Source organism: Bradyrhizobium manausense (genome assembly GCF_018131105.1).
Classification (GTDB): domain Bacteria; phylum Pseudomonadota; class Alphaproteobacteria; order Rhizobiales; family Xanthobacteraceae; genus Bradyrhizobium; species Bradyrhizobium manausense_B.
Genome location: NZ_JAFCJI010000001.1, coordinates 1,735,679 through 1,762,226, shown reverse-complemented (window position 1 = coordinate 1,762,226; position 26,548 = coordinate 1,735,679). Strand labels below are relative to the sequence as shown.

At 64.0% G+C, this 26,548-nt stretch carries 20 protein-coding genes and 3 tRNA genes; 11 read left to right on the top strand and 12 right to left on the bottom strand.

Annotated elements, in window-relative coordinates:
* Positions 1 to 9 precede the first annotated feature (9 nt).
* Positions 10 to 2,235, bottom strand: a complete 2,226-nt coding sequence (locus JQ631_RS08250; protein ID WP_212325356.1) for an O-linked N-acetylglucosamine transferase, SPINDLY family protein — start codon at positions 2,233 to 2,235, stop codon at positions 10 to 12.
* Between the two features lie 200 nt (positions 2,236 to 2,435).
* Here JQ631_RS08250 and JQ631_RS08245 point away from each other — a divergent pair.
* The 3 genes from JQ631_RS08245 to pepT all read left to right on the top strand — a co-directional run bounded on the left by JQ631_RS08245 (position 2,436) and on the right by pepT (position 4,407).
* Positions 2,436 to 2,512: transfer RNA gene (locus JQ631_RS08245), tRNA-Asp, on the top strand.
* A 230-nt stretch (positions 2,513 to 2,742) separates the two neighbouring features.
* Positions 2,743 to 3,057 carry an HU family DNA-binding protein gene (locus JQ631_RS08240; protein ID WP_212325354.1) on the top strand — a complete coding sequence of 105 codons (315 nt, stop codon included), beginning with the start codon at positions 2,743 to 2,745 and terminating at the stop codon, positions 3,055 to 3,057.
* 102 nt (positions 3,058 to 3,159) lie between these two features.
* Entirely contained in the window at positions 3,160 to 4,407 is a 1,248-nt protein-coding gene (gene pepT / locus JQ631_RS08235) for a peptidase T (RefSeq protein WP_212325352.1), read from the top strand.
* Here pepT and JQ631_RS08230 read toward each other — a convergent pair.
* Entirely contained in the window at positions 4,404 to 5,483 is a 1,080-nt protein-coding gene (locus JQ631_RS08230; RefSeq protein ID WP_349644963.1) for an AraC family transcriptional regulator, read from the bottom strand. The genes pepT and JQ631_RS08230 overlap by 4 nt on opposite strands.
* A 181-nt stretch (positions 5,484 to 5,664) precedes the next feature.
* On the opposite strand from JQ631_RS08230, the gene JQ631_RS08225 reads away from it, so the two are divergent.
* Positions 5,665 to 5,874 carry a hypothetical protein gene (locus JQ631_RS08225; RefSeq protein ID WP_212325351.1) on the top strand — a complete coding sequence of 70 codons (210 nt, stop codon included), beginning with the start codon at positions 5,665 to 5,667 and terminating at the stop codon, positions 5,872 to 5,874.
* A gap of 62 nt (positions 5,875 to 5,936) precedes the next feature.
* On the opposite strand, the gene JQ631_RS08220 is transcribed toward JQ631_RS08225, so the two are convergent.
* On the bottom strand, positions 5,937 to 6,830 hold the full coding sequence (locus JQ631_RS08220) for a hypothetical protein (RefSeq protein ID WP_212325349.1): 894 nt from the start codon (positions 6,828 to 6,830) through the stop codon (positions 5,937 to 5,939).
* A 365-nt stretch (positions 6,831 to 7,195) separates the two neighbouring features.
* Here JQ631_RS08220 and JQ631_RS08215 point away from each other — a divergent pair, with 365 nt between their 5' ends.
* The 5 genes from JQ631_RS08215 to JQ631_RS08195 are packed head-to-tail and all read left to right on the top strand — an operon-like array spanning position 7,196 to position 14,045.
* The gene (locus JQ631_RS08215; protein ID WP_433995503.1) at positions 7,196 to 7,555 is read left to right on the top strand and encodes a hypothetical protein; all 360 of its coding nucleotides are present in this window, start codon (positions 7,196 to 7,198) and stop codon (positions 7,553 to 7,555) included.
* 56 nt (positions 7,556 to 7,611) lie between these two features.
* The gene (gene ihpA / locus JQ631_RS08210) at positions 7,612 to 8,886 is read left to right on the top strand and encodes a divalent metal ion exporter subunit IhpA (protein ID WP_212325347.1); all 1,275 of its coding nucleotides are present in this window, start codon (positions 7,612 to 7,614) and stop codon (positions 8,884 to 8,886) included.
* Positions 8,883 to 9,866, top strand: coding sequence for a divalent metal ion exporter adaptor subunit IhpB (gene ihpB / locus JQ631_RS08205; RefSeq protein WP_212325345.1), 984 nt, complete (start codon positions 8,883 to 8,885; stop codon positions 9,864 to 9,866). Before ihpA ends, ihpB begins: the two co-directional genes overlap by 4 nt.
* Positions 9,859 to 13,071 (top strand): efflux RND transporter permease subunit, encoded by a 3,213-nt coding sequence (locus JQ631_RS08200; protein ID WP_212325343.1) that lies wholly within the window; start codon positions 9,859 to 9,861, stop codon positions 13,069 to 13,071. The genes ihpB and JQ631_RS08200 overlap by 8 nt, the downstream gene beginning before the upstream one ends.
* A 2-nt stretch (positions 13,072 to 13,073) precedes the next feature.
* Entirely contained in the window at positions 13,074 to 14,045 is a 972-nt protein-coding gene (locus JQ631_RS08195; protein WP_212325341.1) for a cation diffusion facilitator family transporter, read from the top strand.
* Between the two features lie 123 nt (positions 14,046 to 14,168).
* Here the strand turns inward: JQ631_RS08195 and JQ631_RS08190 are convergent, their stop codons facing one another.
* From JQ631_RS08190 to JQ631_RS08155, 8 genes are all read right to left on the bottom strand, one after another.
* Positions 14,169 to 15,029, bottom strand: a complete 861-nt coding sequence (locus JQ631_RS08190) for a class I SAM-dependent methyltransferase (RefSeq protein ID WP_212325339.1) — start codon at positions 15,027 to 15,029, stop codon at positions 14,169 to 14,171.
* A 70-nt stretch (positions 15,030 to 15,099) separates the two neighbouring features.
* Positions 15,100 to 15,176 (bottom strand) — tRNA-Val (locus tag JQ631_RS08185).
* A 59-nt stretch (positions 15,177 to 15,235) separates the two neighbouring features.
* Positions 15,236 to 15,640 (bottom strand): GFA family protein, encoded by a 405-nt coding sequence (locus tag JQ631_RS08180; protein WP_212325337.1) that lies wholly within the window; start codon positions 15,638 to 15,640, stop codon positions 15,236 to 15,238.
* A gap of 70 nt (positions 15,641 to 15,710) precedes the next feature.
* Positions 15,711 to 18,134: an endopeptidase La gene (lon, locus tag JQ631_RS08175; RefSeq protein ID WP_212325335.1), complete on the bottom strand. Its 2,424-nt coding sequence runs from the start codon at positions 18,132 to 18,134 to the stop codon at positions 15,711 to 15,713.
* Between the two features lie 322 nt (positions 18,135 to 18,456).
* Positions 18,457 to 19,728, bottom strand: a complete 1,272-nt coding sequence (gene clpX / locus JQ631_RS08170; protein ID WP_212325333.1) for an ATP-dependent Clp protease ATP-binding subunit ClpX — start codon at positions 19,726 to 19,728, stop codon at positions 18,457 to 18,459.
* Positions 19,729 to 20,178: 450 nt separating this feature from the next.
* The gene (locus tag JQ631_RS08165; RefSeq protein WP_212325331.1) at positions 20,179 to 20,814 is read right to left on the bottom strand and encodes an ATP-dependent Clp protease proteolytic subunit; all 636 of its coding nucleotides are present in this window, start codon (positions 20,812 to 20,814) and stop codon (positions 20,179 to 20,181) included.
* Positions 20,815 to 21,085: 271 nt separating this feature from the next.
* Positions 21,086 to 22,444 (bottom strand): trigger factor, encoded by a 1,359-nt coding sequence (tig, locus tag JQ631_RS08160; protein ID WP_212325329.1) that lies wholly within the window; start codon positions 22,442 to 22,444, stop codon positions 21,086 to 21,088.
* Between the two features lie 180 nt (positions 22,445 to 22,624).
* A tRNA-Leu gene (locus JQ631_RS08155) sits at positions 22,625 to 22,709 on the bottom strand.
* Between the two features lie 154 nt (positions 22,710 to 22,863).
* Here JQ631_RS08155 and JQ631_RS08150 point away from each other — a divergent pair.
* On the top strand, positions 22,864 to 24,165 hold the full coding sequence (locus JQ631_RS08150) for a multicopper oxidase family protein (protein ID WP_212325327.1): 1,302 nt from the start codon (positions 22,864 to 22,866) through the stop codon (positions 24,163 to 24,165).
* Positions 24,166 to 24,272: 107 nt separating this feature from the next.
* Here JQ631_RS08150 and JQ631_RS08145 read toward each other — a convergent pair whose 3' ends face one another.
* Positions 24,273 to 25,772 (bottom strand): NAD(P)H-hydrate dehydratase, encoded by a 1,500-nt coding sequence (locus tag JQ631_RS08145; RefSeq protein ID WP_212325325.1) that lies wholly within the window; start codon positions 25,770 to 25,772, stop codon positions 24,273 to 24,275.
* A 379-nt stretch (positions 25,773 to 26,151) separates the two neighbouring features.
* Here JQ631_RS08145 and JQ631_RS08140 point away from each other — a divergent pair, with 379 nt between their 5' ends.
* Positions 26,152 to 26,490 carry a P-II family nitrogen regulator gene (locus tag JQ631_RS08140; RefSeq protein ID WP_007603495.1) on the top strand — a complete coding sequence of 113 codons (339 nt, stop codon included), beginning with the start codon at positions 26,152 to 26,154 and terminating at the stop codon, positions 26,488 to 26,490.
* The last annotated feature ends 58 nt before the right edge of the window (positions 26,491 to 26,548 follow it).

The following is a 26,548-nucleotide window of genomic DNA, read 5'->3' as shown; positions in this document are numbered from 1 at the left end:
CTGTTGGAATCAATGAGCCTGAGCCGCGCAATATTCCCGCCAGAACCGGCGGTAGGCCGCTTCGACGTGGCGAGTGTAGGTGGCGCCATTGCCTGCCGCGGAGGCCGTGATCCGGGCCGGCAGCTCCCGCCGCAAGGTGGCCAGGCCGGCCGGGTCCGCCGAAAACCGCTTGCCGACCGCGATGTAGGTTTCGTCGTCCTCCACGACCCAGTCGTCGAGGCCAACAGCCTTGACGATGCCGCCCGCCGCCCGCGACGAGGTCGTCTGGCCGAGCTTGGCGATGACGGGCACGCCCATGTGAAGGGATTCCCAGGTACCGGCGCCGCCGTTCTGCGGGAACGTATCGAGCGAGATGTCGATATGTGCGTATTCCTTGAGATGCTCCTCGCGGATACTCGCCCCCAGGCAGACCACGCTATCGGGGCTGACGCCATGTTCGACGAACCGGGCGATCAGGCCGTCGCGGAGACCGGTATCGTCGAGCGATGCGTGTTTGACGACGAGCTTCGATCCCGGCAGCTCACGCAACAGCTTCGACCACACTGCCAGCACCTCGTTCGAGATCTTTTCGATCCGGTTGAACGTGCCGAAGGTGACATGGCCGTTGCGCAGCATCGGCAAATCCGGCCGGTACAGGCCCGGTGCGGGCTCGATCATGGTCAGCATGCACGGCAGGTCGTGGATCTTCTCGGCGAATTCGGGCCGCGCCGCCAAGGGAATCGTGACCGGGTCTGCAAAGATGTAGTCGATGGTCTTCAGGCCCGTGCCGGTCGGCGCGCCCCAGGCGGAGACCTGGATCGGCGCGGGCTTGCGCGCAAACATCCCGAGGCGATTGCCCAGGGAGTGACCGGACAGATCGACCAGGATGTCAATCCCGTCGGCCTCGATATGGTCCGTCAATTGTTCGTCGGTCAGCGGTGCCGCATCGACCCAACGATCCGCGACCGCGCGGAACTCGTCGGTCATCTCGTCCTGAAGCGGAGACGACGAATAGCAGACGGTTTCAAAATTGGTGTGATCGCTATGGCGCAGCACCGGCATGAAGATGTACGCGGCCGAGTGACGCCTGAAATCGGCGGACACGTAACCCACCACCAGACGCCTGTCGGGATCGAGGTCTCGCGGGCGAGGTTTTCGTTGCGGAATCCTGCTTCCGACGTTGTCCCACCAATATTTGCGCGCGCCCTGCAACAGCGCGAAATCCGCTTCCGGCAGGAAGTCGAGCGTGAAGATCTTCCGGTGGATCGCGTCCTCGAAGTCGGGCTTGAGCTCCAGCGCCCGATCGAATTGTTCGAGCGCGGTCGCGATGTCTCCGAAGCTGGCGAAACACGACCCCATCAGGCTGATCGCGGTCTCCGATTTGGGATTCTGCTCGAGCAGCTTGTGGCAGGCCGCCATCGCCTGCGTGGGCTTGTTCAGCAGGAGACTGACGCGCGCCTTTTCGCGTAGCGCCATCTCAAGATCAGGGTCGAGCCCAAGTGCTGCCTCGATGTCGCGCTCGGCCTGTTCGAGGCGCATCAGCCTGAGATGGAGCCGCCCCCGATGGGCCAGGACCTTGGCGTTGTTAGGCTGCCGCGCCAGCGCGGTGTTCAGAACCGCTTCCGCCGCAGCGTAGTGGCGCAACTCCAGCAAGGCCATGCCGCGGCCAACCAGCGCCTCGTGATGGTTCGGCTGGAACGCCAGCGCGCGCTCGAAGCTTTGCAAAGCCTGCTCGGATTGCCAGATCCGCAGCTCGACCATGCCGCGGTTGCAATAGGCGTCGGCATAGTCTGGCTTCAACCGGATGGCGCGCTCGTGCAGTTCGATCGCCTCCAGCGGCAGCATCAGATGCATCAGCGTATTGCCGAGATTGGTCAGCGCCATCGCGAAGTTCGGATTGAGCGCGATCCCCTTCTCCTGGCAGGCCCGCGCGTCCTGATAGCGCTTGAGGTCGAACAGCACCGTGCCGAGGTCGCAATAGACGTTGGCCGCGCGCGGGCTGATTGCGATCGCGCCGCGCAGGACCTGCTCGGCCTCCTCCAGCCGCTTCGGATTGGCGCTGAGGCAAACCCCGAGCAGATGCAGCGTGTCGAAATGTTCAGGGAGCACCTCAAGGATCCGCCGGCACAGCGTCTCGACATCTGCGAGCCGACCGTTGGCATAGGCCTGATGGGCCGCCGCCAGCGCGGCATCCGCCTCTTTCTTGAATTTCTTCTGGAGCCTTGCGTTCTGGAAGGCGCGCGAGCCGACGGTCAAGCCTGATATCCCCGGAAATTGCCTGTGGAGCTTGTAACACCGTTGATTGATTCGGAGCCTCGAGGCAGCCGTCCGGCCGTAGCGATACGGTCACATCAGGCTTCTGGCAGGTGTTTGCTCTCCATGATCGCAACGTCCTTGACTTCACCATGTCCCCCCTTTAAGTCCCCCCTCGTTCCGCGCGGACACATACGCGTCACGCGGGAGTAGCTCAGTTGGTTAGAGCGCCGGCCTGTCACGCCGGAGGTCGCGGGTTCGAGCCCCGTCTCTCGCGCCATTTTTGGCAACACCTTCAAAAACTTAGCATCAGATCCTCAGCCTGATCGGCAGCGTGCTGCGTCACTCGCGGGATGGCGGGAACACGCGGATTTGCTTGAGAAACCACGCGAAAATCCTGTCTCCGTGACGGCCAGCATAGTCAGTCCCGTCCCGAATCGTTTACGCCTGCGGGAACTTGGCAGTTTGGGAACCCGGCAAGCTTCCGTGCGACACCCGAGGAGGCCAGACATGGCTAAGAAGGATTCGGCGAAGAAGGCGGCTGCGCCAGCCACGGTCACGCTCAAGCACCTCGCGGCCGACATCGCGGAAAGCCAGGACCTATCCAAGAAGCACGCCGAGGCCGTTCTGACCGATATGGTCGACCTGATCACCAAGCACCTCAAGAAGGGCGACCGCGTCCGTATCGTCGGGCTCGGCATTCTCCAGGTCCGCAAGCGCGCCGCCCGCACCGGCCGCAATCCTGCGACCGGCGAGGCCATCCACATCAAGGCCAGCAAGAAGGTCGCGTTCCGTCCGGTCAAGGAACTGAAAGAGGCGATCTGACGCTACCTTTCGTTAAGGCTGATCCGCGCCGTCCCGGCCGCAACGCCGCCCGCTTTTCTGATATACTGTCCGCTTCCCCAAAGACCGGCGGTTTGACCAGAAATGTCCCTGACCTTCGCGCATACCGTGACCGAGCGCTTCCTGCGCTACGTCACCATCGACACCCAATCCGATCCGAATTCCCCAGCCTCGCCCTCGACCGAGAAGCAGAAGGATCTTGGCCGCGTGCTCGTCACCGAGCTGAAGGCCATCGGAATCGCTGACGCTCATCTCGACGACTACGGCTACGTCTACGGAACGATCCCGGCCAATACGACGAAGAAGGTGCCGGTGATCTGCTTCTGCTCCCACATGGACACCTCGCCCGATGTCACCGGCAAGAACGTTAAGCCACAGGTCGTAAAGAACTATCGCGGCGGCGACATCACCCTTCCCGCCGACCCCACCCAGGTGATCCGCTTCGCCGAGCACCCCGCGCTGAAGAACCAGATCGGCAACGACATCGTCACCACCGACGGCACCACGCTGTTGGGTGCCGACAACAAGGCCGGCGTCGCCGAGATTATGGACGCCGCGCATTTCTTCATCAACAACCCCGATGTGAAGCACGGCACCATCAAGATCCTGTTCACGCCGGACGAGGAAATCGGCCGCGGCGTCGACAATGTCGACATCAAGAAACTCGGCGCCGATTTCGGCTACACCATGGACGGCGAGAGCGCGGGCAGCGTTGAGGACGAGACCTTCTCGGCCGACGGCGCCACCATCACCATCACCGGCGTCAGCGCCCATCCCGGCTATGCCAAGGGCAAGATGGAGCACGCGATCAAGATTGCGGCCGCCATTGTCGAACGTCTTCCCAAGGAGGGATGCTCGCCCGAGACAACCTCGGGCAAGCAGGGTTTTCTGCACCCGGTTGGCATCGAAGGCGCGCTGGAACAGGCGACCCTCTCCTTCATCGTCCGCGACTTCACCGAGGAAGGGCTGAAGGAGAAGGAAGCCCTGCTCGAGAACATCGTCAAAAACGTCATGAAGGACTATCCCCGCTCGACCTACAAGTTCGAGGTGCGGGAGCAGTACCGCAACATGAAGCAGGTGATCGACCGTCACCCGCACATCCTCGAATACGCCATCGAGGCGATCCGCCGCGCGGGCTTGCGTCCGATGCGCACCGCCATCCGCGGCGGCACCGACGGCTCGCGCCTGTCCTTCATGGGACTGCCCTGCCCCAACATCTTTGCCGGCGAGCACGCGTTCCATTCGCGGCTGGAATGGGTGAGCCGACAGGACATGGAGAAGGCGGTCCAGACCATCGTGCATCTGGCGATGATCTGGGAGGAGAAGGCTTAAGCCGCGCCCGCGCCACGAAATTGTCGCGGCGTCGAGCCGGTCCAGCGGCCGAAGGCGTTCGTGAAGGAGCTCGCCTCGCGATAGCCGAGCAGCCAGGCGATCTGCGAGATCGGCAGCTCCCGTTCGCTCAGATAGCGCTTGGCGAGCGCTGACCGCAGCTCGTCGAGCAGCTCCGAGAACGTCACACCGTCCTCCGCAAGCGCTCGTGCAAGCGTGCGTCGGCTCATGCCGAGACGCCCGGCAATCACGTCGGCGTTAGCCTGGCCGTGCGGCAAGGCCTGAGCGATCGCCTCTTCCACGCGGGATCGAAGACTCTGTCTCGGTTGCGCGCGCTTGCCCAGCGCTTCGTTGGCATAACTCAACAGCAGCCGGTTGAGGTAGGCATCGGCATCGATGGATCGGAGCGACGCGGCGCTTGGGGCAAAAATGATCTCGTCCGCATAAGACCCGAATTGGACATCGCAGCCGAGGAAGTTTTTGATTCCGGCAGGTAGTACGGGGCGCTGGTGCTTCACCCTGATCTGTTGCGGCACCAATCGATCGTTGGTGAGCCGCCGGCAGACGCGCACCAGCGCGCCGAGCCAGAACTCGACCTGATGGCGGTCCGACTGACGCTCGACATCCAGATAGTGGAGCGAGATCGCGGTGGCGCGATCGAGATCGATGGAGAGCTGCACGCCTTCGTTGTTCAGCATGCTGTAGCGCGCGGCATTGCCAAGCGCCTCCGCGAGGGTCTCCGACGACGCCATGACGTAGTACAAGAGGCCGATCTCGCGGAGATCGAAGTCCTGCGCCAGATGGAAGCCGAGATGCTCGTCGCGCATCTCCTTGGCCGCGAGATCCAGTAGCGTGATCTGGGCCGTCACATCGAGCCGGCGGGCGGGTTCGTCAATCAGCTCGAGCGTCAACCCTGCCCGCGACACCAATTGCGCCAGATCCTTCCCGGCACCGCGAACGCGCTCACATGCCAACCGTGCGATGCCGCCGGTCGCACTGGGGATGGAGCTGATGCGGTGCGTGCGCTGCATGGCAGTGGCGGGTCGACCTCGAACACCAAATCGTCGGCACGCAACCACAGGATCGGACGCTGCCGCGTTCCTACGTCGCAGGACGGGCGCCGGGACCCATTCTGCGAGCGTTTATCGCCCTCCGATTCCACAAGCGTCAGCCTGTCCATCTTTGATATGGGTCAACGAAAGCGGCCCCCCGCCGCCGCGGGGCGAGAAACTGCTTGCCCGGCATGATCCGATCAGGGGCATGGCGAACACGATCGCGACGCTTGTGGTGGAAGATCGCCTGAAGCCGAGAAATGCTTTGAATGCGATCCTGAACGGCATGGACGCACAGGGCCGAAACCTGCGCCAATCATTGCAGCGACTAATTTTTCTCCGCAAGAGCGCAGACGCGCGCCCGGGCCAGCGCGCGCCGACATCGAGTTCTGGTGTCGGTTTTGGCGGGCCCAGCTAGCCCCTCACGAAACCGCGCCGCAATGCACCAGCTTCGAACACGCTACCGGCGATTGAAGCCGTCTACGGCACCGGCACGGCGCGCCGGCCGCGATGGAAGCGGTTGGAGCTTGCCATCCAGTTCGGCAGCGGCTCGCCGTCACGGTGGCGCCCGCCGGCAACGGCCGCAGCCCAGGCCACGGCGGCACCGATCAGGGCCGCCGCAGCAATCGAGAAGGCGACGATCACTGAATTCCGCCGCGCACGGCTAAGCGCCGTATGTGCGTCGGCGATCGATGCATCCACCCGCCGCTCGGAATCGCCGGCCGCCAGTCCCGTCAGGGCGGCGACCTGCTGCACGAGATAGGCGCGATCATCGACGCTGACGCCGCTATGGCTCGACGACGTCATCAGGATGCGCCCGGCTTCGGCCCGGGCTTCCCGCATGTCGGTGTTGGGCGGCCGCCGCGGCGCACGAAACAGCTTGTCGAGCTCATAGCTCAACAGCGGCTCGGCGGAGGTCGCGTTGCCGCTCGCGCTGCGCACCGGCGAACGTTCGATCGCCGCCGCACCGATCATCGCCAGCAGCGCGGCACCGATCAGCACCGCCAACGCCCATGACGTCAGCCCGTGCAGCCCGTCTCGCCGCTCGCCATCATCCTCGATCGTGGCCAACGCAGGCGCCGGTCGCGCGGTCCGGCCGGCGATGTAGCCGCCGAACCCGAAGCTGACGATCGCCTGGATGATCAGATACAGCCCCGACAGCAGCGCCAGCGCCGCCGACGCATCGCGCCAGGTCGGCGAAGCCGAGCTGACACCGAGGCCGATGGCCACGCCAAAGCCGATCAGAATGAACGACATTGCGCCCGACGCCAAAGCGCCGGCAATGACGGAACTCCACTGGATGCTCCGCCGCTCCTCGACGGCAATGAAGCCGCCTTCCATCACGTTGTCCTGCATGACAGTTTCGATCGCCATAGCGGCCTCTTAGCGCAGGCCGAAAAATGACAAGATCGCCATGATCACGACGATCAGGCCGATCAGATAGATCAGTCCGTCCATAGTCCCGTCCTCCTCAAAAGCTCCGGGGCGCTAATGAGGAGGCGCGAGGAACGTTCCTAATTTTGACAGGCCACGGGAACGAACCGGCGAGACCGGAATTGTCTCTGCAAGTCCCAACGGATGAAGATTGTGAGCACAAAAGGCCTCAGCCGGTCAGCCCCGGGCTGGGGCCTTTTCGTTTGTGCCGTGCGACATCGAGTTCCCCACACGTAACAATGTTGCGGGTCGACACTCTTCCAAGCGGCGTGCTACCGGAGGCAGATCAGAAACCCGGTAACCCCGTGACCGCGATCCGCCACTCCCAGAGCTTTTGGTCCCTGCGCAATTGGCGCGGGCTCGTGGCTGTGCTGGTGGCCACCATGTACCTGCTCTCGGGCGTGCTGCACGGCGCGCACGATATCGATGTCACCAGCCCCTCAGGTGGCTCGGAGATCGCATCGCTCTTCGGCAACGGCGGCCATGGCGATCACACGGCGCTGGGCGGCCATCACTGCCATGGCTGCTTCTCCATCGCTGTTGCGCAGACGCTGCAATCCGAAGTAACCGCCGACATTGTTGCCGCGCCGGTCGTGCAGCGCGCGCCCGCGCTCGTGGGCATCGCACCCGATACCGATTCCCCGCCCCCAAAATCCCTGACCTGAACTGATCAGCCGGGCGCTGCGTGCGCCCACGATGCTCTTGTTTACAGGTCAAGTTCATGTCTTGCAGACGAACTGCCGCGCGCCTTTCGTGCGCGATGGCGATTTTCGTCAGCCCCTGGCTGACGCAGCACGCTCACGCCCAGACGCTGACGATGCGCGCCGCGCTCTCGCGCGCGCTTGGTGCGAGCCCGCGCCTGACGGCGGCGGAACGCGATGTCGGCATCGCCACGGGCCAGCGTTTCCAGGCGGGCGCCCTCCTCAATCCCGAACTGTCCTATGAGCAGGACAATTCGTTCGGCTCCGGCATCTATCGCGGCACCAGATCGGCCGAGACGACGCTCCAGATCAGCCAGGCCTTCGAGCTGTTCGGCAAGCGCGAGGCGCGGATCGCGGCCGGAGCGGCCGGCATCGAAGTCGCCGCGATCCAGCGCAAGGCGATCAGGCTGGAAGTGCTGTCGGAGACCGCGATCGCCTTCCTCGGCGTGCTCGGGGCGCAGCGGCGCATCCAGATCCTCGACGAGGAGATCACGGCGATCGACAAGCTGACACCGCTGTTGCGCCGCCGCGTCGAGGCCGGCGCCTCCTCGCCGGCCGAAACCGGCCGCGCCGAGGTGGCCTCCGCCCTTGTGAAGGCCGACCGCGAGCGCTTCAAGGCGACGCTGGCAAGCGCCCGGCGCGAGCTTGCGGTCCTGATGGGCGATCCTGCCGCGAAATTCGGCGAGGTGTCCGGGCGGCTCGACACCACGGGACGACCGCCAACGTTCCAATCTGTGGTCGCCGCCATAGATGCCAACCCGCAACTGGTGCGCTGGACTGCGGTCTATGCCCAGCGGAACGCCGAACTGCTGCTCGCGCGGCTGAAACCCTATCCTGACGTGCGGATCGCTGCAGGGTGGCGTCATTTCAACGAGACCAATGACGACGCGGTGCGTCTTTCCGTTTCTGTGCCGATCCCCGTCTTCGACCAGAACCAGGGCAATATCCTTTCGGCGCAGGAAAGCCTCGCCAAGACGAGGGCCGAGCGCGAAGCCAACCGCAACACGCTGATCGTGATCGCCGGCCGCGCCCACGACTCGCTGCAGGGCTCGCTGCGCGAGCTCGCTGTGCTGCGCGAGACCGCGATCCCCAAAGCGACAGAAGCGTCCGAAGCAATCTTGCAAGGCTACGGCCAGGGCCGGTTCACCCTGCTCGAAGTGCTGGACGCACAGGCGAGCGTGACGCAGGCGCGGCTGCGCGAGCAGGAAGCACTGCAGAACTTCCACGCCGGCGTTGCGACCATCGAAGGCCTCGTCGGCAATCCCTTTGCGCTGGCCCGGGAGAGCGCGCGATGACGGCCCCCTCCACCATCCTCGTCGCCATCCTTGCCGCCGCGCTCGGCGCCTACGGCTATTCGCTGCTCGCCCCGGCCAAGGTCACACCGGCCGGGCATGCCGAGCATTCCGGGCAGAAGTCGGAAAAGCCGAGCGACCATGTCGAGCAGGACGAGCACGGTGCCGACCGCATCCGCATCTCCGACGTCAAGCTCGCCGCGGCCGGCGTGGTGCTGGCGGAGGCCGCAAGCGCGACACTGACCGACACGTTGTCCTTCAACGGCATCTTGCGCGCCAATCAAGAGGCGGTCGTTCAGGTCACCCCGCGCTTTCCGGGTGTGGCAAGATCGATCCAGAAGCGCATCGGCGACAAAGTCGGCAAGGACGACCTCCTTGCCACCATCGAGAGCAACCAGAGCCTCACCGTCTACGAGCTGAAAGCGCCGATACCAGGCACCATCATCGAGCGGCAGATTTCGCTCGGCGAATATGCCTCCGAGCAGAAGCCGGCGTTCGTCGTCGCAAATCTCTCCACCATCTGGGTCGATCTGTCGATCTACCGGCAGGACCTCCGGCGCGTCCGTCTCAACGACGAAGTACTGATCGACCCCGACGACGGCCGCGGCGAGATCAAGGGCACGATCTCCTATATGGCACCGATCGGCTCGAGCGAGACCCAGACCGCGCTCGCACGCGTCGTGCTGTCGAATCCGGACGGCCGTCTTCGTCCCGGCCTGTTCGTCACCGCGCGGCTGATCCTCGCAGCCCGCAATGTCGCGGTCGCGGTGCGACGCGGCGCGATCCAGACGCTGGAGAGCAAGACCATCGTGTTTGTCCGCGAGGACAACGACAAGATCGAGGCGAGGCCGGTGGAGCTTGGGGATTCCGACCCGCAGTTCATCGAGATCCGTGCCGGTCTCTCGCCCGGCGAGCACTACGTCGCCGAGAACAGCTTTGTCGTGAAGGCGGAGATGGGCAAGGGCGAGGCCGAGCATGATTGACGCGCTGCTCTCTGCCTCCGTCCGCCAGCGCTGGCTGGTAGTGCTGCTCGCGCTCGCGGCCGGCGCCTTCGGTGTCTGGAATTTCACCCGACTGCCGATCGACGCCGTGCCTGACGTGACCAACGTCCAGGTCCAGATCAACACGCGTGCGCCAGGCCTGTCGCCGCTCGAGGCCGAGCAGCGCATCACCTTCCCGATCGAGACCGCGATGGGCGGCCTGCCCAGGCTCGATTACACCCGCTCGATCTCGCGCTATGGGCTCAGCCAGGTCACTGTCGTGTTCCAGGACGGTACCGACATCTATTTTGCGCGCCAGCTCGTCAACGAGCGCATCCAGCAGGCCAAGGACCAGTTGCCGGCAGGCACCGAAGTCGCGATGGGACCGATCTCGACCGGGCTCGGCGAGATCTATGTATATTCCGTCGAGGCCAAGGCCGGCGCAAAGTCACCGAGCGGCGCCGAGTTCACGCCGACGGAATTGCGCACGATCCAGGACTGGATCATCAAGCCGCAATTGCGCACCATTCCAGGCGTGATCGAGGTCAACTCGATCGGCGGCTATGAGCGGCAATTCCACGTGCTGCCGGTCCCCGGAAGGCTGATGGCCTACAAGCTTGGCTTCCGCGACATCATGACCGCGCTCGCCGCCAACAATGCCAATGTCGGCGCCGGCTATATCGAGCGCAATGGCGAGCAATATCTCGTCCGCGCCCCCGGCCAGGTCGCCAACATATCCGACATCCGCGACATCGTGATCGGATCCCGCGGCGGCGTGCCGGTCCGCATCCGCGACGTCGCCGACGTCAGTGAGGGCCAGGACCTGCGCACGGGCGCCGCGACGGCCAACGGCAGCGAAACGGTGCTCGGTACCGCCATGCTGCTGATCGGCGAGAACAGCCGCACAGTGGCCCAGCGTGTCGCCGCAAGGCTCAACGAGATCGCGAAATCGCTGCCCGACGGCGTCATTGCACACGCTGTCTACGATCGCACCCATCTGGTGGAAGCGACCATCAGGACCGTCGAGAAAAACCTCGTCGAGGGGGCTGCGCTGGTGATCGCGGTGCTGTTCCTGATCCTCGGCAACATCCGCGCCGCGCTGATTACGGCCTGCGTCATCCCACTCTCGATGCTGTTCACGATCACAGGCATGGTCGAGAGCAAGGTCAGCGCCAACCTGATGAGCCTCGGCGCAATCGATTTCGGCATCATCGTCGACGGCGCAGTCATCATCGTCGAGAACTGTCTGCGGCTGCTGGCCGCCGAGCAGCACCGGCGCGGCCGGCTGCTGACGCTGGACGAACGCCTCCAGACCATCCGTAACGGCAGCAGGGAAGTCATCAAGCCGAGCCTTTTCGGCACGCTCATTATCGCCGTGGTCTATCTGCCGGTCCTCACCTTGACGGGGACAGAGGGCAAGATGTTCACGCCGATGGCGCTGACCGTTCTGATGGCCCTCGCCGGCGCGGCGCTGCTGTCAGTCACCTTCGTCCCGGCGGCGGTCGCGATCTTCGTCACCGGCGAGGTCTCGGAGACGGAGAATATCTTCATGCGTGCTGCGAAGCGCATCTATGTGCCGCTACTCGACCGCGCTATTCGCTATCGCCGCAGCGTCGCGCTCGGCGCCGTCCTGATCGTCGCCGGCAGTCTGTTCGCCGCAACGCGCATGGGCGGCGAGTTCATCCCGAGCCTTGATGAAGGTGATATCACCATCGAGACGATCCGGATTCCCGGCACCAGCCTGACCCAGAGCGTCGATATGCAGCTTCGGCTTGAGAAGGCGGTCAAGCAGGTGCCCGAGGTGGCAACCATCTTCTCCAAGATCGGCACCGCCGAGATCGCCAATGATCCGATGCCGCCGAACGTCGCCGACACCTATGTCACGCTGAGGCCGCGCGACGAATGGCCCGATCCCGCCAAGCCGAAGAACGAGGTGATCGAGGAAATCGAGCGCGCCGCCAACACCCTGCCCGGCACCGCCTATGGCATGACCCAGCCGATCCAGATGCGCTTCAACGAACTCATCGCGGGCATTCGCAGCGACGTCGGCGTCAAGATCTTTGGCGATGACCTCGACGTGCTCGCGGGCATTGCCCAGCAGGTCAACGGCGTGGTCCGCGGCATCGAGGGCGCGGCCGACGTCAAGACCGAGCAGGTCGCAGGTCTGCCGATCCTCACCGTCAAGCTCGACCGCCAGGCGCTCTCGCGCTACGGCCTCAGTCTCAGCGAGGTGCAAAACCTCGTCGAGATCGCGATCGGCGGCAAGTCGGCCGGAAAGCTGTTCGAGGGCGACCGCCGCTTCGACATCGTGGTGCGCCTGCCGGAGAGCCTGCGAGCCGACCCGGACGCGATCAAATCGCTGCCGATCCCGCTGCCCCCGGGCGAGGATGCCGCGACCGTGACCAAGACCGCATGGTCGGGTGCATCGGGCGCAGCACTTCGCTATGTCCCCCTATCCTCCGTTGCCGCGATCGAGATCGCCCCGGGGCCCAACCAGATCAGCCGCGAGAACGGCAAGCGCCGCGTGGTGGTGATGGCCAACGTCCGCGCCCGCGACCTGCGCTCCTTCGTGACAGAGGCACAAGCTGCCGTCGCGGAGAAGGTCAAGCTGCCGCCCGGCTACTGGATCGGCTGGGGCGGCCAGTTCGAGCAGTTGGTCTCCGCCGGCAAGCGGCTGACGATCGTGGTGCCGGCGGCGCTCGCGCTGGTGTTCCTCTTGCTGTTCATGAGCATGGGCTCGGCGTCGGATGCGGCGCTGGTGTTCTCAGGGGTGCCGCTGGCCCTGACCGGCGGCGTCGCGGCGCTCTTGCTGCGCGGCATTCCACTGTCGATCAGCGCCGGCGTCGGCTTCATCGCGCTATCGGGCGTTGCCGTGCTCAACGGCCTCGTCATCATCGCCTTCATCGAGCGTTTACGCAGCGAGGGGCGGCCCATCGCGGAGGCCGTGCGCGAGGGCGCGCTGACGCGGCTGCGTCCGGTGTTGATGACGGCGCTGGTTGCTTCGCTCGGCTTTGTGCCGATGGCGCTTGCTACCGGCGCTGGTGCCGAAGTGCAGAGGCCGCTGGCAACCGTCGTGATCGGCGGCATCATCTCCTCGACGGTGCTGACATTGCTGGTGCTGCCGGCGCTCTACGTACTGTTCCGGCGTGACGCGACGGGTGAAACGCCTACAATGAGGCCTGATTTGGCTGAAGCCGGGGAGCGCTAGGTTTGGGCAGCCACGACCACCACGGTCATCACCACCATGACCACGGCCACGCGCATGATCATGGCCACGACCATTCCCACGGTCACGTCCATGTCCATGCGCCCGCCAATTTCGGCAAGGCATTTGCGATCGGCATTGCGCTGAACAGCGCGCTGGTCGTGGCTGAGGCCATCTACGGCTATCTCGGCAACTCCACCGCGCTGCTCGCCGATGCCGGCCATAATCTGTCCGACGTGCTCGGCCTCGTCGTAGCCTGGGGCGCCTCGATTGCAGCGAAGCGCGCACCGAGCGGCCGCTTTACCTACGGCTTCCGCGCCTCCACAATCCTGGCCGCGCTGGCGAATGCGGTGTTCCTGCTGGTCGCAACCGGTGCGATCGGCTGGGAGGCGATCCTGCGCCTCCGCGAACCCGAGCCGGTCGCGGGCGTGACCGTGATGGTGGTCGCCGGCATCGGCATCCTCATCAACGGCTTCACCGCCATGTTGTTCGCATGCGGCCGCAAGGAAGACATCAACATCGAGGGCGCTTACCTGCACATGGCGTCCGACGCCGCCGTCTCGCTCGGCGTCGTGGTCTCGGCGGCGCTGATCATCTGGACCGGCTGGCTCTGGCTCGATCCCGTCACCAGCCTCGTCATCTGCGCCAGCATTTTGTGGGGCACGACCAGCCTGCTTCGCGGCTCCATCGACATGTCGATGGCGGCCGCGCCGAAGGGCACCGACCTCACCGCAATCAGGGCGTTTCTGCTGGCGCGGCCGGGCGTCTCAGCGATCCACGATCTCCACGTCTGGCCGATCTCCACGACCGAGACCGCGCTGACCTGTCATCTCGTGATGCCCGCGGGCACCGCCGATGCGTTCCTGATGGAAACCTCACAGATGCTGAAGACGTCCTTCCGCATCGGCCACACCACGCTCCAGGTTGAAACCCATCCCGACAATGGCTGCGCGCTCGCGCCGGATGATGTGGTGTAGGACTCACAACTCCATCGACGCCGTCATTGCGAGGAGCGAAGCGACGAAGCAATCCAGACTATCGCCGTGGAGACGGTCGGGATTGCTTCGCTACGCTCGCAATGACGGCGCATGGACCGAGGCCTACCCCACCCTCGCCGTCACGATCCAGATCGCGCCCGGCAGCGCCACGCTGTTGCCCGTCAGGAACGGCGCAAGCGTTTCGCGGATCGAGGCCTTGGCTGCTGCATACGTCTCCGGCGGATGACCCTGGAGCGCGCGGCTGGCGGGGCCGATCTGGAGCGAGCCGTCGACCGCCGCATCGAGCCCGCCGCCAATGGCGATGTCCATGGGCAAATTATGCGGCTCCATCGCCACGTCGGCGAAGCCCGCGCCCGTGAGGATACGCGTGACGCGTTCCTCGGATGCAAACGCGAACGGGCCCGGCTCTTCGGGTCCGACCGGCGGCATTTTTGGCACGTGTTTGTAGACCGCCATCAGCGGCGCCATCATCCACGGATTTTGCTTCGGTTCGCGCCAGCAGGCGAAGGCGAGCCGCCCGGTCGGCTTCAGCGCACGCCGCAAATTGGTGAAGGACGCGATCGGGTCGGAAAAGAACATCACCCCGAAACGCGAGGCAAGCAGATCAAAACTCGCCGGCTCGAACGGATGCACCGTCGCATCGGCCAGCACGAAATCGAGCGGCAGCCCCTTCGGCGCAAGCGCGCGTGCTTGCGACAGCATCGGATCGGACACATCGAGGCCCAGCGCGAAACCATGAGGCGCGACAGCTTTCGCAAATGCAAAGGTCGTCGCCCCCGAGCCGCAGCCGACATCGAGAACGCGCTCGCCCGGTTTCGGTCTGGCGCGGTCGATCAGCACATCGGCGATGGGTCCGAGCAGGCTCTCCTGCGCGCCGTGGCGATCGGCCCAGCGCTGACCGCTCGGGCCGTTCCAGTAGGCGATCTGGTCGGCATTCTGCGCGTGTCCGGCCGGCTGTTCCATTGGGTCTCTCATTTTTGCCGGCGGTGAACACCGCGCCGGAGACCCGATACGCGGTCAGATGAGAGAAGTCTGGTGGGCGGTCACGGATTCGAACCGCGGACCCTCTCGGTGTAAACGAGATGCTCTAACCAGCTGAGCTAACCGCCCTCGGCGCCTGTTTAGCCTTACGAGCCCGGCCGGAGCAAGTGCCGATCGGACGACGCCCCTTAATCCCGCGGCCGGCCCGGCAGCAGCGGGACCGCATCGATCCAGACTGCGGCCGACTGGCACCAGATCTGCCTGACCGGGCGCAATTTGTCGCGCTGGCGGATGCTGCCCCAGCGGATGCCCCAATCGTCGGCCTGGTCGCCTTCGCCGCTGGTGAACAGCGGGGAACCGCAGTCGGCGCAGAAGTGCTGGAAACGCATCCGGCCGTTGTCGCCACGCTTGCCGTAGACCTTCGGCGTGCCGCCGGTGAGCTTGACGTCGGTTTTGGTGCAGACCGCCGTCACCCGGAACGGCGAACCCGTCAGGGCCTGGCAGTCGCGGCAATGACAGACCGAGACCGCCTCTGGATCGACCTCCGCCTCAAAGGTGATCATGCCGCAATGACAGTGACCGTCGACCTGCATCGCAATCCCCTACCCCAAAGCAAAAACGGCGCCCGAAGGCGCCGTTTTATCATCTTTTCGGTTTGCGACCTCAGTGAGCGGTCAGTCCGCCGGCGGCTTCGTCGCCGTCCGGCTTCACCGTCACCTTGGTGTCTTCTTCCCAGACGATCGGCACAGGCTTCTTCACCAGCGCCCTGGCGACAACGTCGTCGAGACGCGAGACCGGGATGATCTCCATGCCGCCCTTGATCGCATCGGAAATCTCCGTGAGATCCTTGGCGTTGTCCTCGGGGATCAGCACCGTCTTGATGCCGCCACGCGCCGCAGCCAGCAGCTTCTCCTTCAGACCGCCGATCGGCAGCACGCGGCCGCGCAGCGTGATCTCGCCGGTCATCGCGACATCGTGGCGGACCGGGATGCCGGTCATGACCGAGATGATCGCGGTGGCCATGGCCACGCCCGCCGACGGCCCGTCCTTCGGCGTCGCGCCTTCCGGCACGTGCACGTGGATGTCGCGCCGGTCGAACAGCGGCGGCTCGATGCCGTAGACGATTGCGCGCGAGCGGACGTAGGACGCAGCCGCCGAGATCGATTCCTTCATGACGTCACGCAGATTGCCAGTGACCGTCATCTTGCCCTTGCCGGGCATCATGACGCCCTCGATGGTCAGCAACTCGCCGCCGACGTCGGTCCAGGCAAGGCCGGTAACGATGCCGACCTGCGGCTCGCTCTCGATCTCGCCGAAGCGGTACTTCGGCACGCCGAGCAACTCTTCCAGAGTCTTCTCGGTGACCTTGACCGACTTCTTCTTGGAGATCATCAGCTCCTTCACCGCCTTGCGGGCGAGTGTGGAGAGCTCACGCTCCAGGTTACGCACGCCCGCTTCGCGGGTGTAGCGGCGGATCAACAGCAGCAGTGCGTCGTCGTCGATCGAGAACTCCTTGGAGTCCAGGCCATGCTTGGACACCGCGGTCGGGATCAGGTGCTTGCGCGCGATCTCGACCTTCTCGTTCTCGGTGTAACCCGCGATCCGGATGATCTCCATGCGGTCCATCAACGGGCCCGGAATATTGAGCGTATTCGCGGTCGTGATGAACATGACGTTCGACAGATCGTAGTCGACCTCCAGATAGTGGTCGGCAAACGTCCCGTTCTGCTCGGGGTCGAGGACCTCGAGCAAGGCCGAGGACGGATCGCCGCGGAAATCGGCGCCCATCTTGTCGATCTCGTCCAGCAGGAACAGCGGATTCGACGACTTCGCCTTGCGCATCGACTGGATGATCTTGCCGGGCATCGAGCCGATATAGGTGCGGCGATGACCGCGGATCTCGGCCTCGTCGCGCACGCCGCCGAGCGACACGCGCACGAACTCGCGGCCGGTCGCCTTCGCGATCGACTTGCCGAGCGAGGTCTTGCCGACGCCGGGCGGACCGACGAGGCACAGGATCGGGCCGGTCAACTTGTTGGCGCGCGACTGCACCGCGAGATACTCGACGATACGCTCCTTGACCTTCTCGAGCCCGTAGTGATCGGAGTCCAGAATGGCCTGCGCCGATTCCAGATCCTTCTTCACCTTGGACTTCTTGTTCCACGGGATCGACAGCAGCCAATCCAGATAGTTGCGCACGACGGTCGCTTCCGCGGACATCGGCGACATCTGGCGCAGCTTCTTCAATTCATGCTGCGCCTTCTCGCGCGCTTCCTTGGAGAGCTTGGTCTTGGAGATCTTCTCTTCGAGATCGGCGAGCTCGTCGCGACCGTCGTCGTCGCCGAGTTCCTTCTGGATCGCCTTCATCTGCTCGTTGAGATAATACTCGCGCTGGGTCTTCTCCATCTGGCGCTTGACGCGCGAACGGATGCGCTTCTCGACCTGCAGCACAGAGATCTCGCTCTCCATCAGGCCCAGCACCTTCTCCAGGCGCGTGGTGACGGACAGCGTCTCCAGGATGCCCTGGCGATCGGCGATCTTGACGGCGAGATGCGAGGCAACGGTGTCGGCGAGCTTGGCGAAATCGGTGATCGCCTGCACGACGCCGACGACCTCTGCCGAGATCTTCTTGTTGAGCTTCACATAGCTCTCGAAGTCGGACACGACCGAACGCGACAGCGCTTCCGCCTCGACCGATTTCCCGTCGGTGTCGGCGAGCGCAATTGCGGTGGCTTCGTAATAGTCGGCACGATCCGTGTACTTCTCCACGCGCGCACGCTCGAGTCCTTCGACCAGCACCTTCACGGTACCGTCGGGAAGCTTCAAGAGCTGCAGGACGCTGGCAAGCGTACCGGTCTCGTAAATGGCATCGGGCGCCGGATCATCATCAGACGCATTCTTCTGCGTCGCGAGCATGATCAGCGCGTCGTTCTTCATCACCTCTTCAAGCGCGCGGATCGACTTCTCGCGACCGACGAAGAGCGGAACGATCATGTGCGGGAAGACGACGATATCGCGCAGCGGCAACACGGGATAAGCGTGCGTCTCACCATGAGTGATGGTTGGCCGGGGTTTTGGATTAGTCATGGCCTTTTCCTTTTGCTTTGCCCCCTCGCACGCAGTCCGCGTCTCATGCGCAACCGCCACAAGGTGCCGAATTGATCCACAAAACCGGTCTACCATTTGAAGGTTGGACCGGGCTTGCCGGATCGGAACTGAGGCGAATCTTGAACAAAATTCTCGCTCGCCGCCGACATTAGGTGGCTATCGACCCGGGGGGTGTCAAGTCATTGAAAAACACGCGCCATCAGGCGCTTACGCACGTGGGTAAGCGACGCAATTCCGGCTGCGGAAGACTTATCCGCAGCCGCTACGATGAATGACGACAGGAGCGTTCCAGCGCCGCAAATCAGGCGCTGGCGTTCTCGACGGCACGATCGGTCCGATCGGCGTAGATGTAGAGCGGACGCGCCGTGCCTTCCACAACTTCGCGGGAAATCACGACTTCTTCCACACCTTCCAAGCCCGGCAGGTCGAACATGGTCTCGAGCAGGATCGCTTCGAGGATCGAACGCAAGCCACGCGCGCCGGTCTTGCGCTCGATCGCCTTGCGGGCGACCGCGCCAAGCGCCTCGTCGGCGAAGGTCAGCTCGATGTTCTCCATCTCGAACAGCCGCTGGTACTGTTTCACCAGCGCGTTCTTCGGCTCCGTGAGAATCTTCTTCAGCGAAGCCTCATCCAGATCCTCGAGCGTCGCGACCACAGGCAGACGACCGACGAATTCAGGGATGAGACCGTACTTCAGGAGATCCTCAGGCTCGACGTGACGGAAGATCTCGCCGGTACGGCGATCTTCCGGCGCCATCACCTGCGCCGCGAAACCGATCGAGGTCGACCGGCCGCGCGCCGAGATGATCTTCTCGAGGCCGGCGAACGCACCGCCGCAGATGAACAGGATGTTGGTGGTATCCACCTGCAGGAATTCCTGCTGCGGATGCTTGCGGCCGCCCTGCGGCGGGACCGACGCCACGGTGCCTTCCATGATCTTCAACAGCGCCTGCTGCACGCCCTCACCCGACACGTCGCGCGTGATCGAGGGATTGTCGGACTTGCGGCTGATCTTGTCGATTTCGTCGATGTAGACGATGCCGCGCTGGGCGCGCTCAACATTGTAGTCGGCAGCCTGGAGCAGCTTCAGGATGATGTTCTCGACGTCCTCACCGACATAGCCGGCTTCGGTCAACGTGGTCGCATCCGCCATCGTGAACGGCACGTCCAGGATGCGGGCGAGCGTCTGCGCGAGCAGCGTCTTGCCCGAGCCGGTCGGACCGATCAGCAGGATGTTCGACTTCGCGAGCTCCACATCGTTGTGCTTGGTCTGGTGGTTGAGTCGCTTGTAGTGGTTGTGCACCGCGACCGACAGGACCTTCTTCGCATGGCTCTGGCCGATGACGTAGTCGTCCAGGACCTTGCAGATTTCCTTCGGCGTCGGAATGCCGTCGCGCGACTTGACCAGCGAGGACTTGTTCTCCTCACGGATGATATCCATGCAGAGCTCGACGCACTCGTCGCAAATGAAGACCGTGGGACCCGCGATCAGTTTGCGGACTTCGTGCTGGCTCTTGCCGCAGAACGAGCAATATAGCGTGTTCTTGGAGTCGCTCGTGCCGACCTTACTCATTCATGTCTCCGTCCGCGGTTCGATCCCGTCCGCTCAGTCGTCCCGTCCCGAAACGTTGGCGGGCAAGGGATTCAAATAGAGCAAATTCCGTACCAAAAAAGACCCTACGCGTTACATCCCGTGCGAATCACGGTCACTCGATTCTCCGCGATCATAGCCGATCATTCGTAGCCAACCATGCTGTCACCCGACTATCAAGAATTCGCTAATCGCGGGGTCGACGGCTACCCGTTACAATACCGTGATTTCAGGTCTTGGCACGGGTGAAGTGACCGAAATCACCTCGACGTTGCTGGATTACCACGAAAAAACGAGCACGAAAGCGGAACTTTCTGCCTGCCGCAGGGCGCAAGACAGGCTCTTTGCGCCCTCGCGAACGCGTTCTTAACATGAACGCCGTGCTCATGATCCCCGGCATTCCCGGGGATCATAGTTGCGGTCCCGGTAGTGTTACGGGGCCTTCGCTGCAGCGGCCTCTTCGGCGCGCTTGTCGATGACCTTGTCGACCAGACCGAACTCCTTGGCGTCGTTGGCGGTCAGGAACTTGTCGCGTTCCAGCGCGTCCTCGATCGACTTGTAGGTCTGGCCGGTGTGCTTCACGTAGATTTCGTTGAGCCGCTTCTTCAGGTTCAGGATTTCCTGCGCGTGCAGCATGATGTCGGTGGCCTGGCCCTGGAAGCCGCCGGAGGGCTGATGCACCATGATGCGGGCGTTCGGCAGCGAGAACCGCATGTCCTTCTCGCCGGCGGCGAGCAACAGCGAGCCCATCGAGGCAGCCTGACCCGTACACAGCGTCGAGACCGGCGGTCGGATGAACTGCATGGTGTCGTAGATGGCAAGGCCCGACGTCACCACGCCACCCGGCGAGTTGATGTACATCGAGATTTCCTTCTTCGGATTTTCTGCCTCAAGGAACAACAACTGCGCGACGACCAGCGTCGACATGCCGTCCTCGACCGGACCCGTCAGGAAGATGATCCGCTCCTTCAGCAGGCGCGAGAAAATGTCGTAGGCGCGCTCGCCACGGTTGGTCTGCTCGACCACCATGGGCACGAGGTTCATGTAGGTTTCAACCGGATCGCGCATGAGTCACCTAGGGTTTTAGAGGCGGACATCGCCAGTCTTGACTGGATGTGCCGGAAGGCCGATGGACGTCCCGTGATGCAGGAAGTTGGTAGAGGGTAGAACGCGTAGGCACCGACAGATATAGCCCAATTCGCGCCAGACAAGTGCAGAGCGCATTAAGGCTTAATCCACCTGGCCCTTGAAGCTGATTCTCGCAAAAAGGCCCAGCCGGCCATCTGGCTAGCTGGGCCCGTTCGCTGATCATCATTAATAGAAGACTGTCTCAAAGCCTTCAGGCCGCAGTCTTTTCCTCGTCGTCCTTGTACAGATCCTCGCGCGAGACCTTCTTCTCGGTCACGTGAGCGAGTTCGAGGATGAAGTCGACGACCTTGTCCTCGTAGATCGGTGCGCGAAGCTGGGCCAACGCCTGGGCGTTGTTGCGGTAGAAGTCCCAAACCTCCTTCTCGCGGCCGGGCATCTGGCGGGCGCGCTCGATCACGGCACGACCGACCTCATCGTCGGTCACGGTGATCTTGTTCTTCTCGCCGATCTCGGAGAGCACGAGGCCGAGACGCACGCGGCGGTCGGCGATCTTGCGGTACTCTTCCCTCGCCTTCTCCTCGGTGGTGTCCTCATCGGCAAAAGTCTTGCCGGCTGAGTCCATCTCGGCCTTGACCGAGTTCCACATCAGATTGAATTCCTCATCGACCAGCGAGGGCGGCGCCTCGAAACGATGCGCCTCGTCGAGGCGGTCGAGCAGCGCGCGCTTGACGCGCTGGCGCGTCGCACCGGCGTACTCGGCCGTAAGACGCTCACGCGCGGCTTCCTTGAGCTTGTCGAGCGATTCCAGGCCAAGCGTCTTTGCGAACTCGTCGTCGATGTTGAGATCCTGCGGCGCCTCGATCAGCGTCGCTGTGGTCTCGAACTCGGCCGGCTGACCGGCGAGCTTCTCGCTCATGTAGTTCTTCGGGAACGACACCTTCAGCGTGCGCGTCTCATTGGCGCCGATGCCGACGAGCTGCTCCTCGAAGCCCGGGATGAAGGTGTTGGAGCCGATCGCGACCTGGATGCCCTCACCGGTGCCGCCCTCGAAGGCTTCGCCGTTGATGGTGCCCTTGAAGCTGATGGTGACGCGGTCGCCAGAGGCGGCCTTGGCGCCCTCACCCTTGTCAGCATAGCCGCGGTTGGTGTCGGCGATGCGCTTGATCGCCTCGTCGACGTCCGAATCGGCGACGTCGGCAACCGGCTTCTCGACCTGGAAGGTCTTGAAGTCCGCGAGCGCGATCGCAGGCACCACTTCGATCGCGACCGTGTAGGTCAGATCGGTCTTGCCCGAGAGCAGTTCCTCGACCTCGGCCTGCTCGGTCGGCATGGTGATCTTCGGCTCGGTCGCGAGCTTGAAGCCGCGCTCGGAGAACAGCTGGGTGTTGGTGTCGCGGATGGTCTGGTCGATGGTCTCGGCCATCACCGAGCGACCATAGACCTTCTTGAGGTGACCGACCGGCACCTTGCCGGGACGAAAGCCGTTGAGGCGGACCTTGTCCTTGAGGTCGACGAGCTTGGCGCCAGCCTTGGCGTCGAGATCAGACGCGGGAACGCTGATCTTGAACTCGTGCTTCAAACCTTCCGAGAGGGTTTCTGTGACCTGCATGGCGTCCAATCTTCTTCTCGTTCGGTCCCGGCACGCTGTCGCGTCGGGACGCTCTCATTAATCGATCCAGCCCGAGGCAAAACACCTCAACGCCGGTGGTTCATCGAGCCCGGCTCCGGACGGAAAAACATCCGCGCGGAGCATGGCCCCTCAGTAATCCGTGCAAACGCGATAAGCGCTTGGTGCGGGCGGAGGGACTCGAACCCCCACAACTTTCGTCACTGGAACCTAAATCCAGCGCGTCTACCAGTTCCGCCACGCCCGCGTGAAGTTGCATCAAGACCGGCCGCGATGCCGCGGGCGGCCGGGCTTATAGCATGTGCCCGACTGTTCGCAGCAAAAAAATGGCCTGGTGGAGGCACTCTCCAAGTAGGCACGATGGCTGGACTTATCCAGCGTGGCGTGGTCCGGATCGAGCCATGAAACCGCGGATTTTCGACCCGAGCAGACGCGAGGTCTTGGCTGGCCTTGGGGCTTCCGCCGCGAGCCTGATTGGGGGTGGAGCGACGCCTGTTGCGACCGCCCAGCTCGCCCTCCAGGCTCGCCCGGCGACCTTGGCTCTGCGGCCGGATCGGCCGCCCACACCGATCTGGGAGCTCGCCGCCGTCAGCCACCTCGGCAATGTCCATCTCAAGCGCGGCGACCGCTGCGAGGTGACCTTCCGGAACGCGCTATCCGTCCCACTTGCGCCAGTCTGGTACGGCCTCAACGGCGCGGTGATGGCCGATCCCTTGCGCGGGCGGGCGCCGACCGCGCCCGACGCGACCGAAACATCAATTATTTCAATACCAAACGCCGGAACCCTGCTGGCCGACTTCCGGCTCTTTGAGGACCGCCTGAAGCAGCCTGCACGACCGCTCCCGATCATTGCCAACGAAACCAGCCGCATCCCCGTCGATCGCGACGAGGTCGTGCTGATCGAGGAATGGCGAGTGGGTCCAGATGGCACCGCGCTCCCGCCGGGACGGGATCCCAAGGACACGACCTCGACCTACACGTTGAACGGACGAACCTCATTCGAGCTCTCAGCTTCCGCCGGCGAAAGGCTGCGGCTGCGCTTCATCAACGGCTCGCAACGGTCTGTTCTGGCAATCAAATTGGAAGGCCATGAGGTCCAGGTGATGGCTCTGGACGGGCAGCCGGCCGAGCCCTTCCCAGCCCGCAATGGTGCTCTTGTGCTGGCCCCGGGTGCCCGCGCCGACGCCTTCGTGGATGCGGCCGCATCGGCCGGGTTCGTCCTGCATGACGGCAAGGAGGCGCGCCCGATCGGCCGCCTCAAGGTCTCCGGCAAACTGGAGCGCGCCCCGCTGCCGCCGCCGCAGCCACTCCCCTCGAACGACCTTCCCGAAAAACTCGACCTGAAAGGCGCACTGCGGTTCGATGTCGCGCTCGGGGCCGCCGATGCTGGCTGGACCCGGACGGCTAACTTCTCCACCGCCTCCACCCCCGCCTTCCGTGCCAAGGCGGGTCGGACCGTCGTGCTGGCCGTGAAGAACCCCGCCCCGGTCACCACGGTCTTCCACCTGCACGGCCACCATTTCCGCCTGCTCGACCGGCTCGACGATGGCTGGAAACCCTATTGGCTCGACACGCTCGCGATCGAGCCCGGCCAGACCCAGCGCATCGCCTTCGCCGCGACCTCTCCGGGGCGATGGCTGATCGAATCCGTCGTGACCGATTGGGCGGCCCCGCGGCTGGTGCGGTGGTACGGGGTCGAGTGAGGTTACGTCGGATGGTCGGGCGCAGCGAAAACCCATCGCCGTCTCGCCGAGGTCAGAGATGACGGGTTTCGCTGCGCTCTACCCATCCTGCCGATCGACGTGGAAATTCAGTACTCGATCCCGAGCGCGTTATAGATCCGCCGATGCACCGCCGGCAGCGTCTCGGTCAGGTCTTCCGCGATCAGTCCCGGCCCTGCTTCGCTTGCCGCCTCGCCATGCATCCAGACGCCGATGCTGGCGGCTTCGAACGCCGGCAAGCCCTGTGCCAGAAGTCCCGCGATGATGCCGGCGAGCACGTCGCCGGCGCCGGCGGTCGCAAGCCAGGGCGGCGCGTTGGCGGCGATGGTGGCACGACCGTCCGGCGCGGCAATCGTGGTGTCGGGGCCCTTCAGCAGCACGACCGCACCGGAGCGCTCGGCGGCGGCGCGCACGCGCTCGAGCTTCGAGCGGCCCGGAGTCTTGTTGCTGAGGTCGGAGAACAGGCGCGGAAACTCGCCCTCATGCGGCGTCAGCACCACCTGGGCCTCCGGCGCAGCCTTGATCGACTCAAACAGCCGCTCGGGATTGGCCGCGAAGCTCGTCAGCGCATCGGCGTCGAGCACGACATGGCGCTGTGCCGAGATCGCAGTGTGCACCATATCGCGGGTACGATCACTGAGGCCGGCACCCGGGCCGATCATGCAGGTATTGTAGCGGACGTCATCGAGCAGTTCGGCGAACTCGACCACCGTGTCGACCGGGCGCACCATCACGGCCGTCAACGCGCTCGCATTGATCGCCAGCGCATCGCGCGGGGTCGCGAGCGTCACGAGGCCGGCGCCGGCGCGCAAGCTGCCACGCGCAGCGAGCCGCGCAGCGCCGGTCGCGGCTGCATCGCCCGATACCGCCAACACATGGCCGCGCGCGTATTTGTGGCCGTCGATGCGCGGCACTGGAAAGGCGGTGCCCCAGAAGTCCGGATCGTTCTCGAAAGTTTGCGGCGCGATCTCGTCGAGCACCTGGGCGTCGATGCCGATATCGGCGACGCGCACGCGGCCGCAATGCATGCGGCCGGGCAACAGCAAATGCGCGGGCTTCTTGCGGAAGAAGGTGACGGTCTCGGTGGCATTCACGGCGGCGCCCAGCACGGCTGCGCTGGTGCCGTTGATGCCGCTCGGCAGATCGACGGCGAGCACCGGCGCGCCGTTGGCATTGATCGCCTCGATCATCGCGCGCGCCTCGCCGTCGACGGAACGGCTGAGGCCCGCGCCGAACAGCGCATCAATGATCAGCGCCGGCTTTCCGATCGCCTGCGGATTGAACGGCAGCACCGGCTGCTTCCAGCCACGCGCGGCGGAGGCGGCATCTCCCTGGAGCTGGTCGCGCTCGCACATCAGAATGACCGAGACCTCGCGCCCTTGCGCACCCAGCTCGGCGGCCGCGACAAAACCGTCCCCGCCATTGTTGCCGGGGCCGGCCACGATCAGGATCGGGCCCTCTTCCACCAGTGCGTTGGCGGCTTCCGCAACCGCCTGGCCGGCGCTCAGCATCAGCTTGAAGCCGGGCGTGCCGGCCGTGATGCTGAGTTGATCAGCCCGCTGCATCTCGGCGGTGGTTAGAACTTCCATGCCACTTCCCTGGTCCAAACGCCTTTTCAACAGGCACGTTTCGTGCTGATCCGGCCTCCGGAACAACTGTTTGCACAGATATTGAACCGTTTGCCTATTTCGTAGTCTGCGGTATTTTGAGCCGACCGGCCCCACCTATCAGAGATGCTCGTTAAAAGGCTGATAACGCTCCAATAATCAGGGCATTTGCAACTTGGCATAGACCCTGCTTTCGAGGAAGCCGCTTCGGTTTGTCGTGCTCACTGGCATATTCTGGGTGTGGCCGGCCGATCTTGCCGGGCTGGTCAGATCCCGGCATAGCGAAGACAAGATCGTGCGTTAAGAGAAGCGCATCCTGACGAAGACGTTGCTATTTGATCGAAAGGCCGGGAGGCGCGCAGTGAAGAAAATCGAAGCCATCATCAAGCCGTTCAAGCTCGACGAGGTGAAGGAAGCGCTTCAGGAAGTCGGCCTTCAGGGCATCACCGTGACCGAGGCCAAGGGTTTTGGCCGCCAGAAAGGTCACGCCGAACTCTACCGCGGCGCAGAATACATCGTCGACTTCCTGCCCAAGGTGAAGATCGAGATCGTGATCGGCGACGACCTGGTCGAGCGCGCGATCGACGCGATCCGCCGTGCTGCGCAAACCGGGCGCATCGGCGACGGCAAGATTTTCGTCTCCAATATCGAAGAGGCGATCCGCATCCGAACCGGCGAATCCGGGCTGGACGCTATCTGAGCCGGGTGCTATCCCGAATTTTGCGACACTCTGAAAGAAAAAAGGCTGCTTCGGCGGC

What these genes read in the sequence shown, in the direction of transcription:
- JQ631_RS08240 (WP_212325354.1), top strand. Translation starts at nt 2,743, where the DNA reads ATGGCTAAGAAGGATTCGGCGAAGAAGGCGGCTGCGCCAGCCACGGTC.
- pepT (WP_212325352.1), top strand. Translation starts at nt 3,160, where the DNA reads ATGTCCCTGACCTTCGCGCATACCGTGACCGAGCGCTTCCTGCGCTAC.
- JQ631_RS08225 (WP_212325351.1), top strand. Translation starts at nt 5,665, where the DNA reads ATGGCGAACACGATCGCGACGCTTGTGGTGGAAGATCGCCTGAAGCCG.
- JQ631_RS08220 (WP_212325349.1), bottom strand. Translation starts at nt 6,830, where the DNA reads ATGGCGATCGAAACTGTCATGCAGGACAACGTGATGGAAGGCGGCTTC.
- ihpA (WP_212325347.1), top strand. Translation starts at nt 7,612, where the DNA reads ATGTCTTGCAGACGAACTGCCGCGCGCCTTTCGTGCGCGATGGCGATT.
- ihpB (WP_212325345.1), top strand. Translation starts at nt 8,883, where the DNA reads ATGACGGCCCCCTCCACCATCCTCGTCGCCATCCTTGCCGCCGCGCTC.
- JQ631_RS08200 (WP_212325343.1), top strand. Translation starts at nt 9,859, where the DNA reads ATGATTGACGCGCTGCTCTCTGCCTCCGTCCGCCAGCGCTGGCTGGTA.
- JQ631_RS08190 (WP_212325339.1), bottom strand. Translation starts at nt 15,029, where the DNA reads ATGGAACAGCCGGCCGGACACGCGCAGAATGCCGACCAGATCGCCTAC.
- JQ631_RS08180 (WP_212325337.1), bottom strand. Translation starts at nt 15,640, where the DNA reads ATGCAGGTCGACGGTCACTGTCATTGCGGCATGATCACCTTTGAGGCG.
- lon (WP_212325335.1), bottom strand. Translation starts at nt 18,134, where the DNA reads ATGACTAATCCAAAACCCCGGCCAACCATCACTCATGGTGAGACGCAC.
- clpX (WP_212325333.1), bottom strand. Translation starts at nt 19,728, where the DNA reads ATGAGTAAGGTCGGCACGAGCGACTCCAAGAACACGCTATATTGCTCG.
- JQ631_RS08165 (WP_212325331.1), bottom strand. Translation starts at nt 20,814, where the DNA reads ATGCGCGATCCGGTTGAAACCTACATGAACCTCGTGCCCATGGTGGTC.
- tig (WP_212325329.1), bottom strand. Translation starts at nt 22,444, where the DNA reads ATGCAGGTCACAGAAACCCTCTCGGAAGGTTTGAAGCACGAGTTCAAG.
- JQ631_RS08150 (WP_212325327.1), top strand. Translation starts at nt 22,864, where the DNA reads ATGAAACCGCGGATTTTCGACCCGAGCAGACGCGAGGTCTTGGCTGGC.
- JQ631_RS08145 (WP_212325325.1), bottom strand. Translation starts at nt 25,772, where the DNA reads ATGGAAGTTCTAACCACCGCCGAGATGCAGCGGGCTGATCAACTCAGC.